At 61.6% G+C, this 13,445-nt stretch carries 15 protein-coding genes; 3 read left to right on the top strand and 12 right to left on the bottom strand.

Going from position 1 to position 13,445, the window contains the following annotated elements; genetic code table 11:
- The gene (locus ACN9MY_RS25770) at nt 1–1,419 is read right to left on the bottom strand and encodes a homospermidine synthase (protein WP_426319054.1); all 1,419 of its coding nucleotides are present in this window, start codon (nt 1,417–1,419) and stop codon (nt 1–3) included.
- Nucleotides 1,420–1,563: 144 nt separating this feature from the next.
- Here ACN9MY_RS25770 and ACN9MY_RS25765 point away from each other — a divergent pair, with 144 nt between their 5' ends.
- Together ACN9MY_RS25765 and ACN9MY_RS25760 are read left to right on the top strand one after the other, a co-directional pair.
- A complete protein-coding gene (locus ACN9MY_RS25765; protein ID WP_426336333.1) occupies nt 1,564–2,088 on the top strand; it encodes a PadR family transcriptional regulator in 525 nt (174 codons plus the stop codon).
- Nucleotides 2,088–3,323: an MFS transporter gene (locus ACN9MY_RS25760; protein ID WP_426336332.1), complete on the top strand. Its 1,236-nt coding sequence runs from the start codon at nt 2,088–2,090 to the stop codon at nt 3,321–3,323. Before ACN9MY_RS25765 ends, ACN9MY_RS25760 begins: the two co-directional genes overlap by 1 nt.
- Here the strand turns inward: ACN9MY_RS25760 and ACN9MY_RS25755 are convergent.
- The 11 genes from ACN9MY_RS25755 to ACN9MY_RS25705 form a co-directional block, all read right to left on the bottom strand.
- A complete protein-coding gene (locus ACN9MY_RS25755; protein ID WP_426336331.1) occupies nt 3,301–3,921 on the bottom strand; it encodes a hypothetical protein in 621 nt (206 codons plus the stop codon). The two genes, ACN9MY_RS25760 and ACN9MY_RS25755, sit on opposite strands and share 23 nt — an antisense overlap.
- A gap of 2 nt (nt 3,922–3,923) precedes the next feature.
- Nucleotides 3,924–4,553 (bottom strand): glutathione S-transferase family protein, encoded by a 630-nt coding sequence (locus ACN9MY_RS25750; protein WP_426336330.1) that lies wholly within the window; start codon nt 4,551–4,553, stop codon nt 3,924–3,926.
- 3 nt (nt 4,554–4,556) lie between these two features.
- Nucleotides 4,557–5,015, bottom strand: a complete 459-nt coding sequence (locus tag ACN9MY_RS25745) for a hypothetical protein (protein WP_426164131.1) — start codon at nt 5,013–5,015, stop codon at nt 4,557–4,559.
- Between the two features lie 102 nt (nt 5,016–5,117).
- Nucleotides 5,118–5,720, bottom strand: coding sequence for a PEP-CTERM sorting domain-containing protein (locus ACN9MY_RS25740; RefSeq protein WP_426164128.1), 603 nt, complete (start codon nt 5,718–5,720; stop codon nt 5,118–5,120).
- Between the two features lie 164 nt (nt 5,721–5,884).
- Entirely contained in the window at nt 5,885–7,531 is a 1,647-nt protein-coding gene (gene groL / locus ACN9MY_RS25735; protein WP_426336329.1) for a chaperonin GroEL, read from the bottom strand.
- 38 nt (nt 7,532–7,569) lie between these two features.
- The gene (gene groES / locus ACN9MY_RS25730; RefSeq protein ID WP_028101749.1) at nt 7,570–7,860 is read right to left on the bottom strand and encodes a co-chaperone GroES; all 291 of its coding nucleotides are present in this window, start codon (nt 7,858–7,860) and stop codon (nt 7,570–7,572) included.
- 247 nt (nt 7,861–8,107) lie between these two features.
- On the bottom strand, nt 8,108–8,920 hold the full coding sequence (pepA, locus tag ACN9MY_RS25725) for a flocculation-associated PEP-CTERM protein PepA (protein WP_426319050.1): 813 nt from the start codon (nt 8,918–8,920) through the stop codon (nt 8,108–8,110).
- A 324-nt stretch (nt 8,921–9,244) separates the two neighbouring features.
- Entirely contained in the window at nt 9,245–10,138 is an 894-nt protein-coding gene (locus tag ACN9MY_RS25720; RefSeq protein ID WP_426319049.1) for a ThiF family adenylyltransferase, read from the bottom strand.
- A 5-nt stretch (nt 10,139–10,143) separates the two neighbouring features.
- Nucleotides 10,144–10,884: an N-acyl amino acid synthase FeeM domain-containing protein gene (locus ACN9MY_RS25715; RefSeq protein WP_426164118.1), complete on the bottom strand. Its 741-nt coding sequence runs from the start codon at nt 10,882–10,884 to the stop codon at nt 10,144–10,146.
- A 199-nt stretch (nt 10,885–11,083) separates the two neighbouring features.
- Nucleotides 11,084–12,478, bottom strand: a complete 1,395-nt coding sequence (locus ACN9MY_RS25710) for a sensor histidine kinase (protein WP_426319048.1) — start codon at nt 12,476–12,478, stop codon at nt 11,084–11,086.
- A complete protein-coding gene (locus ACN9MY_RS25705) occupies nt 12,475–13,155 on the bottom strand; it encodes a response regulator transcription factor (RefSeq protein ID WP_426164113.1) in 681 nt (226 codons plus the stop codon). The genes ACN9MY_RS25710 and ACN9MY_RS25705 overlap by 4 nt, the downstream gene beginning before the upstream one ends.
- A 133-nt stretch (nt 13,156–13,288) precedes the next feature.
- Between ACN9MY_RS25705 and ACN9MY_RS25700 the strand changes: the two genes are divergently transcribed.
- On the top strand, nt 13,289–13,414 hold the full coding sequence (locus ACN9MY_RS25700) for a hypothetical protein (protein ID WP_426164111.1): 126 nt from the start codon (nt 13,289–13,291) through the stop codon (nt 13,412–13,414).
- The last annotated feature ends 31 nt before the right edge of the window (nt 13,415–13,445 follow it).

Here is a 13,445-nt window from a genome sequence, read left to right as displayed (position 1 = left end):
TCAGGTGACGCGGAAGTTCAGGAACTGCCAGGGATCCTCCAGGTCGCGCGGCTCGTCGAACAGGCCGCTGCGCTCCTTGAGAGGCGTCCAGTCGCTATATACGCCAACCAGCTCGCCCAGGTAGGGCGCGGCGATTTCCATGACCAGCTGGTCGTCGATGTCGTCCGGCTCCACCACGCCGCAATCGGGATTGCGCAGGGCCCATGCCATGCCGCCCAGGATGCCCGCCACCACCTGCAGCGAAGTCGCCGAGTTGTGCGGCGCCAGTTCGCGCGCCTGTTCGATGTCCAGGCGCGAACCGAACCAGTAGGCGCCTTTCGAATTACCCATCAGGAGCACGCCCAGTTCGTCCATCCCGCTTTCGATTTCCTTGCCGATGATGCGCTGTTCGCTTTGCTGCTGCCAGTTCTTGCCGGCCACTTCGTGCAGCGACAGCACTGCGTCGTCGCAGGGATGGTAGGCATAGTGCACGGTAGGGCGGTATACCACTTCATTGTTTTCTCGCAGCGTCAGGTGGTCGGCGATCGAAATCGACTCGGCGTGCGTGACGAGGAAGCCGTGATAAGGCCCCTCGAGCGGCGTCCAGCTTCGCACGCGGGTGGCAATGCCGGGGCGCTTCAGATAAATGGCGGCGTCGCTGCCGTAGCCGTGGCGGGCGGCGTCGGCCGGCCAATGCTTCTCATGGCTGCCCCAGCCCAGCTCCGCCGGCTGCAAGCCCTCGCTGACGAAGCCGTCCACCGACCAGGTGTTGACGAATTCGTCGCGCGCCTTGCGGCGGCTGGAGACTTGCGTGTCGCGTTCGGCGATGTGGATTACTTTGATATCCAGCTGGTGCGCCAGCCTGGCCCAGTCTTCGTAGCAGTCGGGGCGCGCCACTTCGAGGCGCTGGTCGCGCGCCATATTCATCAGCGCCTGTTTGACGAGCACGGAGGCCAGGCCCGGATTGGCGCCTTGCGTCACCACGGCTGTCGCGCCGTGGCGCTTGTCGAGGCGGAAGGCCAGCACTGCCTCGCGCAGCGCGTAGTTCGAACGCTGCGACAACGATAGGTCTTCGTCATCGTAAAACCCCTTCCACGGTTCCGTGCATGTGTCGAGATAAAGGACGCCACGCCGCCAGCAATAGCGGATCAGGTCCAGGCTCGACACGTCGACTGAAAGATTTAGCAGGAAGTCGCCCTTGCGCAGCAGGGGATCGAGGATGCTCTCGAGACTCCCCTCCTGCAGCGGCGTAGCCTGGTAGTCGATGCCATATTCCTCGGCGACGCCGCTCTTGTCCGGGCCGCGCGACACGACGGTGAGCTGGGACGGCTCCAGCCCGAAATGCCGAAACAGCAAGGGCACCACGGCCTGGCCGATGCTGCCGAAGCCGAGCATGACCAGGCGCCCTGGCAATACGCCGTGTTGTTTATGGTTTTCCATCCTATCTCCCCTAAGTGAGGCCATTGTGGGGCGCACGCCGGTTGGCTTCCATGCGGGATTTAACATTCAAGCTTCTTGCATTTTGCAAAAAATGAGTTAAGATATGTCTTAATGAGATATATCTTAACTTTCCGGGAGAAAGCCATGTTCCATTTTTTCCGCGGCCACCACCGGCTGCACCATGAACACCACCATCACCAGCGCGGCGGCGGCCGCGGGCCGAAGATGTTTGACGCTGGCGCCATGCGCTACGTCGTGCTGCAACTGATCGCCGACAAGCCGCGCCACGGCTACGAAATCATCAAGGAACTGGAAACGCTGACCGGCGGCAGCTACTCGCCCAGCCCGGGCGCGATCTACCCGCTGCTGTCGATGATGGCCGACATGGGCCATGTGGACATCGTCAAGGATGGCAACAAGAAGCTGTATTCGGTCTTGCCGGAAGGGCAGCAGTTCCTCGACGAGAACCGCAATATGGTGGACGCCTACATGGCGCGCCTGGTGGAAAACGCGAGGGGGGAAGACGGGGGGGATTTGCGCACCCTGATGCATGCCCTGAAAGACGCCGTCATCACCCGCGGCCGCGGCCCGAGTGCCAGCCGCGAGCACGTCGACGCAATTCGCGCTATCCTCAAGCGCGCCATCAACGACATTAACCAACTCAGCTGATGACCCAGACACTCACTCCGCAACGCGAACGCACAGTCCTGTGGCTGCTGGCGTTCATACAATTCACCGTCATCATGGACTTCATGGTCATGATGCCGCTTGCTCCGCAATTGATGAAGGCATTCACCATCAGCGCCGCCCAGGTTTCCGGCGCTGTATCGGCCTACGCCTGGTGCGCCGGGCTTTCCGGCCTGCTGGCGGCAACCTATGCCGACCGCTTTGACCGCAAGAAGCTGCAACTGACCGTGTTCATGCTGTTCAACCTGTCGAACCTGGCCTGCGCCCTGGCGCCGAATTTCCACGTGCTGGTGCTGTCGCGAGCTTTTGCCGGCATGACCGGCGGCGTGCTGGGGGCGATCAGCATGTCCATCATCGCCGACCTGATTCCGCAGGAACGCCGCGGCGCCGCCACCGGCGTCGTGATGACTTCCTTCAGCATGGCCGCGATCGCGGGCGTGCCGATCGGCGTCATGCTTGGCGCGCACTTCGGCTGGCAGTCGCCGTTCTATCTGCTGGTAGTACTGTCGATGGTCGTGTGGCTGGTCGCTGCGCGCACCCTGCCTGCGATGACTGCGCACCTGGCGAACGCGCCGGTGCCGCTGGCGCGCGTGCTGCCCGAGCTGTTTGGCCTGTTCACGGTGGGCGCCCACTTGCGCGGTTTCCTGCTGTGCTTTGTGGTGACAGTCAGCGGCATGATGGTGATTCCCTTCATTTCGCCCATGCTGGTCGGGAACCTGGGCATCGAACCGGCGCAGATCAGCTACGTCTACCTGTGCGGCGGCATTGCGACCCTGTTCAGCTCACGCCTGATTGGCGGCTGGTCCGACCGGGCCGGCAAGCAACGCGTATTCCGCTGGGTGGCGCTGTTCTCGATTGCGCCGACGCTGTTCATGACGCATATGCCGCACATCCCGCTGCTGGCGATCATGCTGTTCTTCCCATTCTTCATGGTCGCCATGTCGGGCCGCTTCGTGCCGTTGCAGGCGCTGCTGACCACCATCCCCGAGCCGCAGCGGCGCGGCGCTTTCCTCAGCGCGAACGCGGCGGTCCAGCAGATGGGAACGGGGATTGGCGCCTTTGCCGGCGGCCTGCTGGTGCATACCGATGCGGCAGGGCGCTTGCTGGGATACGGCACCATCGGCGTCATTGCCTCGGTGCTTATCGTGTTCTCGGTATGGTGGATCGGGCGGGTGCAGAGCGCGCACGTCCCGCTTACTGCGCGTTCCCTTGCTTGACCACCAGGTCCAGCAGCCGCTGGCCTTGCTCGAGCACGGGCTTGGCCAGTTCATCGCGCACGACGTCGCTGAAGAAGCCGTCGGTGACGCGATTGCCGTCCTGCGACAGGAAGGTGAAGCGCAACTGGCCCGGGCCCGGCGTATACGCCGGTCTTTGCGGCGAAGCCTTGATGAAGGCCGGGATGGCGCTTGCGACCAGCACTTTCGCCTGCGCCGCCACGTCGGCCGGCGCCCCTTCGAAAACGGCGGTGCGCCCGGTCTGGTTGATGTAGCGCACGCGCCCGTCGGCGTAGGCGGCCAGGGTGTCCATGCTGCCGTCCAGCGGCACTTCAATCACCACGCCCAGCACTTCCGGCGCGGCCGGGGCATGGCCGTTGGCGCGCAGCCAGTGCGCAGCCAGCAGCCGCACGCGCGATTCTTCGCTTGCGTCCTGTGCGATGGCTTGCACCACGCGCGCGTCGGGAGCTTCGCCAAAGAGCTGGCCGGCATCGTCTGCGAACAGCATCTTGTGCACGGTGTTTAACTCTTCCGTGCCGTACGGCGCGTCAGCGCGGACTTTTGACTTGGCGCTGAACGCCGCAAACAACTTCTTGAACATCTTTACCATCCAGTTAATGCTTCAGCTTCCGTAATGTGGCGCCAGCTTGGGCGCGCGCGCATCATGTCGGCATGTTGTTGCAATGCCGGCCAGGCAGTTGCAGGACGCGGCATGTTGCGCGACCAGCGCATGTACATGGTCAGCATCAGGTCCGCGCCGGAAAACGTTTCGCCCAGCAGGTAAGGGCCATTATCGGCCAGGCGGGCATCGAGCGTGGCCCACGTCGCTTCAATCCGCTGCCGGATTGCGCTGCGCAGCGCGCTGTCGTCATTCGTGCTTCCAAGGTCGGACGGGTAGAACCACAGGCGGAAATTGTTGCCCAGGCTGTTCGCCAGCGTCACCATCAACTCGTACCATTCGGCCCGTGCCAGCGAGCCGGCAGGCGGCGCCAGGTTCGATTGCGGGTGGCGTTCGGCCAGCATCAGCATCAGGGCCGCCGATTCGGCGAAGGGCTTGCCGTCGATGAGGAGGGTAGGCACCTTGCCTTGCGGGTTGATGCGCAGGTATTCAGGACTGCGCTGCTGGCCCGCTTCAAGGTCGATTGCCACCAGTTCGTAAGGCACGCCGATCTCTTTCAGCGCCGCGTGGATCGCCAGGCTGGCTGCACCTTTGCCGTAATAGAGGGTGTACATGGTCTAGTCCTTCAAACCTTTGCGCCATTGATCGAGCGACATCAGCTCGCCGCTGATATCGTCTTCAACCAGGATATCGCCGTTCACGTGCGAGACCAGAAAGCTGGCCACAGCTTGCGCCATGTCGTCGCCGTTCTCCACGAAAATGAGCTGGTAATAAGGGCTGCCGTTCACGTCGCGCGGCGCCGGATCGGTTTCAAGCAGCGCCCCATGGCGCTCGCCGCCGCTGCGCTTTTCGATGGCGTCCGCCAGCCGTTTCAGCTCCGGCAGCGCCATCAGTTTTTCAACCGCCTGGTCGCGGCTCAGGTTTGCTTTCGCTGCTGGCATGGCCACAGGCGCCGCAGCGGCCATCGGCGCAGCAGTTGCATGGATGTTGTGATTGCTTGCATACCAGGCACCGATACCTGCAAGGAGCAGGCCGGCAACGGCGCCGGCGATGGCGGATTTACGGGAGGAAGACATTGCTTGGCACGACCATGCGGTGAAAGTGCGCCAATACTAACAGAATTAAAAAGCCTGCGAGGCGTGAACCAGGCAGGCTTTCGGGATACGCAGAGTGGACGCTTACTGCTTGCGGCGGCGCAGGGCAAGGCCCATCATGCCCAGGCCGAGCAGCATCGAGGCGATGGTTGCAGGCTCCGGTACGGCTTTCAGCGAGACGTTATCGAGCGAACCGCCGATGCTGTCGCTGATGCCGGAAGCCTGGAAGCTCAGGTTCGACAGGCTGCCGACGGCAAACATCGACAACTCAATCTTGAACCAATTGGTCTTCGAGGTGAAGTTGTCCTGCTCGACGTGCTTCAGCAGATTGCCGTTCCACAGCACGTCGATGCCGTTGGTGGCGGCCGATGTGTGTTCGCGCGGGGCGTAGTAGAAAGACAGGTTGTACCTGCCGCCGGCGACGGTGTCGATGGTCTGGCTGATCCAGCTATTGACCGAGGAATCCAGTTCCAGGAAGTTGCCGCCGTCCTGGGCCGTACCGGCCACGTTATTGCGCACTTCAACGCCTTTTGAGCCGACGCTCCATCCGTCCAGCGCGGACTTGATGGTCCAGGAACCAGCGGCGACGCCGTTCTTTTCAAAGCTGCCATTGGTGATCAATTCCATCGGGCCCGCATAGGCGGTGCCTGCGACGGCAAACAGGAGGGCGGTCAGAAGTTTCTTCATATTGTCGAAATTAAATGAAGGTTGCGTAAAAGTTATTGTGATTGTAGCACGGTTATTTGCCGGCTTCTTTTTGCGCATAGGGGAAATGATGTATCTCAATGAAGAAAAAGCCTGCAAGGCGCAAACCTTGCAGGCTTTTTAGTCAGCTGTGAGGCTGTCGGCGATTACATCATGCCGTCCATGCCACCCATGCCGCCCATACCGCCCATGCCACCCATGCCGCCGGCTGGCTTGTCTTCTACGACTTCAGCAACCATGCAGTCGGTGGTCAGCATCAGGCCAGCGATGGAGGCTGCGTTCTGCAGAGCGGAACGGGTTACCTTGGCTGGGTCCAGCACGCCCATTTCAACCATGTCGCCGTAGGTGCCGTTGGCAGCGTTGTAGCCGTAGTTGCCGGTGCCGGCTTGGACGGCGTTCACAACCACCGAAGCTTCTTCGCCGGCGTTGGTGACGATCATGCGCAGTGGCTCTTCCATGGCGCGCAGCACGATCTTGATGCCGGCGTCCTGGTCGGCGTTGTCGCCTTTCACGTTCAGCGAAGCGCGGGCACGCAGCAGGGCTACGCCGCCGCCTGGCACAATGCCTTCTTCCACAGCTGCGCGGGTTGCGTGCAGTGCGTCTTCAACGCGGGCCTTCTTCTCTTTCATCTCGACTTCGGTGGCTGCGCCAACCTTGATCACGGCAACGCCGCCGGCCAGCTTGGCCACGCGCTCTTGCAGTTTTTCGCGGTCGTAGTCGGAGGTCGCGCCTTCGATCTGGGTGCGGATCTGTGTCACGCGGCCTTCGATGGCCGAAGCTTCGCCTGCGCCGTCGATGACGATGGTGTTTTCCTTGCCCACTTCGATGCGCTTGGCTTGGCCCAGTTCTGCCAGGGTGGCTTTTTCCAGGGTCAGGCCGACTTCTTCAGCCACTACCTGGCCGCCGGTCAGGATGGCGATGTCTTCCAGCATGGCCTTGCGACGGTCGCCGAAGCCAGGAGCTTTCACTGCGCAGGTCTTCAGGATGCCGCGGATGTTGTTGACCACCAGGGTCGCCAGTGCTTCGCCTTCGATGTCTTCAGCGATGATCAGCAGTGGACGGCCGGCTTTTGCTACTTGCTCCAGTACTGGCAGCAGGTCGCGGATGTTGGAGATCTTCTTGTCGCACAGCAGGACGAATGGGTTCTCCAGGACGGCAACTTGCTTTTCCTGGTTGTTGATGAAGTATGGGGACAGGTAGCCGCGGTCGAACTGCATGCCTTCCACGATGTCCAGCTCGTCGTGCAGGGACTTGCCGTCTTCAACGGTGATGACGCCTTCCTTGCCCACTTTTTCCATCGCTTCGGAGATGCGCTCGCCGATCGATGCGTCGGAGTTGGCGGAGATCGCGCCAACCTGGGCGATTTCCTTGGAGGTGGTGCATGGCTTGGAGATGGACTTCAGCTGTTCGACGGTGGCAGCAACTGCCTTGTCGATGCCGCGCTTCAGGTCCATCGGGTTCATGCCGGCGGCAACGTATTTCATGCCTTCGCGGACGATGGCCTGGGCCAGCACGGTTGCGGTGGTGGTACCGTCACCGGCGTTGTCGGAGGTCTTGGAAGCGACTTCCTTGACCATCTGCGCGCCCATGTTCATCAGCTTGTCTTTCAGTTCGATCTCTTTGGCGACCGAAACGCCGTCCTTGGTGACGGTTGGGGCGCCGAAGGAGCGCTCCAGCACCACGTTGCGGCCTTTCGGGCCCAGGGTGACTTTCACTGCGTTGGCGAGGATGTTCACGCCTTCGACCATCTTGGAACGTGCGGAATCGCCGAAAATGACTTCTTTAGCTGCCATGTTTGTTTCTCCTGAATTCTGTATCTAGGGGGCTGTGATTACTTCTGTACCACGGCCATGATGTCTTCTTCGCGCATTACCAGCAGTTCCTGGCCGTCTACCTTGACGGCTTGGCCGGCGTATTTGCCGAACAGAACGCGGTCGCCCACTTTCACTTCCAGAGCACGCACGGTGCCGTTGTCAGCAACTTTGCCGTTGCCAACTGCCAGCACTTCACCCTGGTCCGGCTTTTCAGCGGCTGCATCAGGGATGATCAGGCCGGACGCGGTCTTGGTTTCCTGGTCCAGGCGTTTGACGATGACGCGGTCATGCAAAGGGCGAAGGTTCATACAAAACTCCTTTTACTCGGTTTATTGACAGTTGTTAGCACTCTCGGCTAACGAGTGCCAACAATTATAGGGACGACACTTTCCCTTTTCAAGGGAATTTCTTTGCGCTTGGTCAAGCGTTGAATTGATATCAATCATGCCAGAGATGCAACGGCATGGCGCGCGAGTGGCGGGGAGGGGGTAAAGCGGGGCAGTTATAAAAGAAAAATGGGACCGTCGCCGGTCCCATCATGGTCACGCACGCAGATCAATGCTGTTTGCGGCGATGCACGCCGGCCATGCCGAGCAGGCCGATGCCGAGCAACCCCAGCACGCCCGGTTCAGGGACGGGGGCGACAAAATCGAGGATACCGCCTTCCTGCGTGATGGCAATGTCGAGGGCGTTGGTGCAATCCACGGTATCGCAATCGACGCCTTGCGTGGTGTTGTTGAATGCTGCGAACGAGGCAGTGTAGAACGGATCCGGGTCGAAGAAGTAGGCTTTGCCTTCCGCGGTCAGGAACCAGCTCATGGTGACGTTCTGGAACACGCCGCCGAGGTTGTCGATGCCGCCTACGCCATTGTAGGCAAAGTCGGACCAGGCCAGCTGGGTCTGGGCGCCGGCAAAGTTAATGGACGGATCGGTTCCGACCACGGCCTGGTTATAGGTGTTGTCGTTGCCGACGTCGGCCCACAGCTGCAGCGACAGCGCGGTCGGGGTGCAGGAAACGCCCGGGCCAAGAATGCCGCTGCAAGAGAAGTCCTGGTGGAACGTGGCATACAAGCCATAGTCGAAGTTGACGCGGGTATCCGTAGTCGACACGTTGTTCGAATTCAGCGAAAAGCCGCTGAACACGATGTAGCCGTTGGACACGTAATTGTTGCCCACGCCGGTATAGGCCACGCGCGCGGACGACACGCCGTTGATGGCGTCGGCGGTGAAGATGTTGCCGGCAGGTGCCAGTCCCGTTGGGTCCACCTGGAAGGAGGGTGCAGCGGCAGCGCTGCCAGTTGCCAGAGCGCCAAACGCTAGCAGCATGCTGGCGGCCAGGCCGCGAACGCTAGGTGTGAGAATCTTCATTACATTTCTCCGTTGAGAGGATAAAGCACCAGTTTTGGGATGACTGAGCATTAAATTTGTTCAGGTCATGATCTTTATCAAAGCAATACATATGCCACATTTAAAATGCGGCCGAAAAACAAAAACTTAGTATTAACTTTCAAACCATGTTGTTTGCGCTGCGCGGCCTGCTCTGTAAAATATTCCGACATGTAGCTTCTCAAGATTAAGTAGCAAATTCAATGACTTGGATGATATATTTGGTGAGCATTCGCATGTTTTGATATTTTGTGTGACTTTTTATGCCGCGCTCGGCGTGAGTATTAATTTAAAATTAAACTGCATTTATTTCGACTGCGCGGCAAGCATTGCCGAGAATTTGCGCTTGGCTAACTGAATTGCTAGCCAGTTCAGGGGATGGCTATTGCCGCCCGGTCGCCAGGTGTAGACGAATTTGTCGCGATAGGCGTCGTACTGGAAGCCATGCGGTGCGGCCAGGATCTTGCCGCGCTTGAGCATCATCTTGACGGCCTGGGTGGCGGCCACGCCCGAGCAAAGCTGGCAAGCCATCGAGGTCGAGGCGCCGCGCCGCTCCGCCAGGTTGATACCGCCCGGCACCAGGTAGCTGCGATGCAGGGCGGCCGGCGCTAGGCCGACCAGGAAGCGGATTGCCATGTCCAGCTCCGGCAGGTCGCCCCAGCCGAAGTACTCTTCGAAGGTCGTCCCGCCCGGCACGAAGTTCAGGCCCGCCACGCTCATGCCCAGCGGCGCCGCGCAAGTGGCCGGCACGCCCAGCGCCTCGCACATGGCATAGGTCTGCTTGCGCGCCTCGAAGGCGAAGAAGTCGAGCCCGTCGACATACACGTCCGCCCCCTGCAGGAAATCGCGCAGGTTGCCCTGGTTGACGCCCTGCGGAAAGGTGCGGATCTTGACTTCGGGGTTGATGTCGCGCGCCATGCGCGCCATCACCTCCACCTTGGGCTGGCCCAGCGTCGACATGAAGGCGCCGGCCTGGCGGTTGAAGTTGGGGATGTCGAAGGTGTCGAAGTCGGCCAGGTGGAAGGCGCCCACGCCCATGCGCGCCAAGGCCAGCAAATGCACGCCGCCCACGCCGCCGACGCCGGCGATCGCCACGCATTTGTTGCGCAGTGCCTGCTGCTCCGCTTCGGTGACCCAGCCGATATTGCGCGAGAAGGCTTGCTCGTAATCGAAGCGGCGTTCGGTGTTGGATTCGGCCATGGCGATTATTCCTGTTCCCGCAGGCGGTTGATGATTCCCGCTTCTTCATGCTGCGAGAAGAACAGGGGATAGAAGGAACGTTCCTCGGAATCGGGCTGTCCGCCATGGAGGCGGATCTGCTCCTTCATGTACGACAGTTCGATGTGCATCAGCACCCCGCGCACGTTGACGCGCGGATTGACGACCTCTTCGCCAAGCTGGCGAAAGCCGAGCATGCGCTGGTAGAACTGGCGATGGCGCGGCGTGACTTCGATGAACAGCACGTCGTAGCGGTGGATGTCGTAGGCATACATGACGGCCAGGTGGATCAGCGCTGCCAGGTAGCTCTTCGATTTTGGCCCCATGTCGAAGGCCAGCTTGATGAATTCGCAGACACGTTTGCCGCGCGCCCGGAAGGCGTCGATCTCGGCGCGGAACAGCTGGTCGGCCAGGATGCCGGATGGGCTGTCCAGCCCCAGGGTCAGCGTGCCGACTGCTTCGTCGCGGTTGTGCGCCATGAGCGTGACGCGGTTCGGGTCATCGGTCAGTGCATGGGTGCCCTCCAGGCCACGCCAGGCGTACATCTTGTGGATCAGCATGCTAGCCTTGCTACGCCCTTCGGGCGTGTCGACTAATCTGATGCCGAAGGTGTTCTCCCCGGTGACGATGTCCTGCATTTCCGCCAGCAAGCGGTCATCGCGAAAGGGGTCGTCGGTGCGTGTTGCGTCCAGCGCAGCGTCGACCCGTTCGACCTGCTTGTACTGCATAGTCCCTCCCAGCAAAACTTGTCAGAATTTGTGGTCTTTTCGTAAATAAATAATGACAAGTTCAGCTTGCTGTCGCAACGGGAGCTCATGCAAGCGTGCGCGGGAAGGGCGTGCCGGCACGTCCTCTCTATGAACGAAGGGTGTTTGGCATTTCCGGACGGCTATATTTCTTGGGAGCTTGATATGCCTGAAATGCTAGTCAGTTGTCGCTTGCGCTTGCAGGCAGGGACAGGCTGAACGTCACCTCGCTGGAGGTGCAGTCGGACAGGCGCAGTTCGCCGCCGTGGGCGCGGGCGATCTCGCGCGCCAGGGCCAGGCCCAGTCCCACGCCGGCCACGCGGCGGTTGTAGGCATGGCCGGCGCGGTAGAAGCGGTCGAACAGGCGGTCGCGCTGCTCGATGGCGATGCCGGCGGAGGCGTTGGCCACGTCGATCTGCCAGCCGCTGGCGGTGCGGCGGCCGGTGATGGCGATCCAGCCTTGCGGCACGCCGTATTTGACGGCATTGCTGACCAGGTTTTGCAGTACCTGGCGCAGCAGGTCCGCATCGCCTTGCGCCTGCATGCGCGGCGGCATGTCAAGCCGCAGCGGGCGCTCGGGCGCCATCAGGTCCAGGTCGTCGGCCAGTTCGCGCAGGACCGGCACCAGGTCGAGCGCCTGCATCGGTATCTGGAGCTGGCCGGCGTCCGCGCGCGACAGCATCAGCAGCTTGCGCACCACGTTGTCGAGACGGCGCACTTCGTCCAGCATGTCGGCCAGCGACTGTTCCAGTTCCGGATAGGCGGCGGCGCGTTCGAAGGCCCGTTCCAGCTCGCCCTGCAGGATCGAGACCGGCGTGCGCAGTTCGTGCGCGGCGTCGCCGGAGAAGCGGGCCGACTGCAGGAAGCTGCGCTCGAGCCGGTCCAGCATGTCGTTGAACACCGTGACCAGGCGCTCGAACTCCTGCACCTCCTCGTCGGCCGCCACGCGCTGGCGCAAATCGCTGGCGCGAATGCGCTCCATCACGCTGCTCAGGTGCTCGATCGGACGCATGGCGCGCCCGGCCAGGTACCAGGCCACGCCGCATACGATCAGGCACAGCACGACCACGAATGCGCCGAAGCGCTTGATCGACACGGCCAGCTGCGCTTCCGACAGGGTGGTGTTGACGCCCATCTGCACCAGCACGCTGCCGCGCCGGACCTGGCCGATGCGCCATTGGCTGCCGCCGCCGTAGTAAGTGCGCAGCTGCCTGTCGTTCGCTTCCGGCACCAGCAGCGAAGCGGGCCAGTTGGGGCTTTGGTAAATCACGCCGCGCGCATCGTCCGCCGCGCGCAGGATGGCGAATTTCTCGTCGTCTCCTTCCGGCGCAAAGCCGCTGAAGCTGGCGTTCAGGTGGGCGTCGATGGCATTCCAGAGCGGGACCGGCGAAGCGCCGAAGCCCGGCCCGGCCAGTTGGGCCAGCATGACGCGGTCGATGATGGCTGCGCGCCGGTTTAGCAAGGTCAGGGCGGCGGCGACAAACAGCACGGCCACCACCGCCGTGACCAGGCCGCCGGTCGTCAGCGCCACCCGCAGCCGGTACGAACGGATGAAGGGGCGGTGCGACGGCGTCATGCTTCGCCGTCGGGCTTGCGCAGGCGGTAGCCGACGCCGCGCACTGCTTCGATGGCTACGTGTTCGGGCAAGGCCAGCTTCTTGCGCAGGCGCTGGATGCAGACGTCGACCATATTGGTTTGCGGGTCGAAATCGTAGCCCCAAACATGCTCGAGGATCTGGGTGCGGGTATACACCCGGCCCGGGGCGCGCATCAGGTATTCCATCAGGTTGAATTCGCGGCTGGTCAGTTCTACTTCGCGGCCATCGAGTTCCGCCACGCGCGACAGGCGGTCCAGCTTGAGCGGGCCGGCGGTCAGCACGTTCTGCCGCTCGCCGCTCACGCGGCGCAGCAGGGCGTGGATGCGGGCAATCAGTTCTTCCACATAGAACGGCTTGGCCAGGTAATCGTCGGCGCCCAGGTTCAGGCCTTCCAGCCGGTCGTCCAGTTCATTGCGCGCGGTGAGCAGGATCACCGGCGTATCGCGGCCGTCGCGGCGCAGGGCTTTCAGGATCGCCAGGCCGTCGCGGCCCGGCACCATGATGTCGAGCAGGATGATGTCGTACTGGCGTGACAGCGCGTAGTCATAGCCCTGGTTCCCATCTTCGCAATGGTCCACCAGGATGCCTTGTTCGCGCAATCCGCTGCATACAAAGCTCGCGATCCGCTGTTCGTCTTCTACCAGTAGGGCTTTCATGCCCAGCATTGTCAGGAAATGCCAAAGCGCCGTCAATGCGAACGGCGCTCGATTACAGCTTTGTAATCAAAGCGTGGGCCAGCTGTCATTTTCGTTTGGTGTAATGGCGGGGTTCAATCACGGGAGACGGATCATGAGCCTTGGCATCTGGTTCAGGGAGCTAGGCAATGACCTGGCCGACATCGGCGGCGCATTCAAGGACGTGTGCATCGACATCGCAGCGGCGGCGCGCAAGATTGCGGGCCATCCTTTCAAATGAGCTACAATCGTAAGAATGTTTAACACCAAGT

Origin of the sequence: Pseudoduganella sp. R-31, assembly GCF_049913235.1 — a bacterium.
In the GTDB taxonomy this organism is placed as follows: domain Bacteria; phylum Pseudomonadota; class Gammaproteobacteria; order Burkholderiales; family Burkholderiaceae_D; genus Rugamonas.
The sequence above is the reverse complement of the archived record's forward strand: the minus strand, read 5'-3'. Positions and strand labels throughout refer to the sequence as shown.

Excerpts from the sequence above, each read along its gene's own strand:
- ACN9MY_RS25750 (WP_426336330.1), bottom strand. The coding sequence starts at position 4,553 with ATGTACACCCTCTATTACGGCAAAGGTGCAGCCAGCCTGGCGATCCAC.
- groES (WP_028101749.1), bottom strand. The coding sequence starts at position 7,860 with ATGAACCTTCGCCCTTTGCATGACCGCGTCATCGTCAAACGCCTGGAC.
- ACN9MY_RS25740 (WP_426164128.1), bottom strand. The coding sequence starts at position 5,720 with ATGAAGAAACTTCTGACCGCCCTCCTGTTTGCCGTCGCAGGCACCGCC.
- groL (WP_426336329.1), bottom strand. The coding sequence starts at position 7,531 with ATGGCAGCTAAAGAAGTCATTTTCGGCGATTCCGCACGTTCCAAGATG.
- pepA (WP_426319050.1), bottom strand. The coding sequence starts at position 8,920 with ATGAAGATTCTCACACCTAGCGTTCGCGGCCTGGCCGCCAGCATGCTG.
- ACN9MY_RS25700 (WP_426164111.1), top strand. The coding sequence starts at position 13,289 with ATGAGCCTTGGCATCTGGTTCAGGGAGCTAGGCAATGACCTGGCCGAC.
- ACN9MY_RS25755 (WP_426336331.1), bottom strand. The coding sequence starts at position 3,921 with ATGTTCAAGAAGTTGTTTGCGGCGTTCAGCGCCAAGTCAAAAGTCCGC.
- ACN9MY_RS25705 (WP_426164113.1), bottom strand. The coding sequence starts at position 13,155 with ATGAAAGCCCTACTGGTAGAAGACGAACAGCGGATCGCGAGCTTTGTA.
- ACN9MY_RS25770 (WP_426319054.1), bottom strand. The coding sequence starts at position 1,419 with ATGGAAAACCATAAACAACACGGCGTATTGCCAGGGCGCCTGGTCATG.
- ACN9MY_RS25745 (WP_426164131.1), bottom strand. The coding sequence starts at position 5,015 with ATGTCTTCCTCCCGTAAATCCGCCATCGCCGGCGCCGTTGCCGGCCTG.
- ACN9MY_RS25710 (WP_426319048.1), bottom strand. The coding sequence starts at position 12,478 with ATGACGCCGTCGCACCGCCCCTTCATCCGTTCGTACCGGCTGCGGGTG.
- ACN9MY_RS25720 (WP_426319049.1), bottom strand. The coding sequence starts at position 10,138 with ATGGCCGAATCCAACACCGAACGCCGCTTCGATTACGAGCAAGCCTTC.
- ACN9MY_RS25765 (WP_426336333.1), top strand. The coding sequence starts at position 1,564 with ATGTTCCATTTTTTCCGCGGCCACCACCGGCTGCACCATGAACACCAC.
- ACN9MY_RS25760 (WP_426336332.1), top strand. The coding sequence starts at position 2,088 with ATGACCCAGACACTCACTCCGCAACGCGAACGCACAGTCCTGTGGCTG.
- ACN9MY_RS25715 (WP_426164118.1), bottom strand. The coding sequence starts at position 10,884 with ATGCAGTACAAGCAGGTCGAACGGGTCGACGCTGCGCTGGACGCAACA.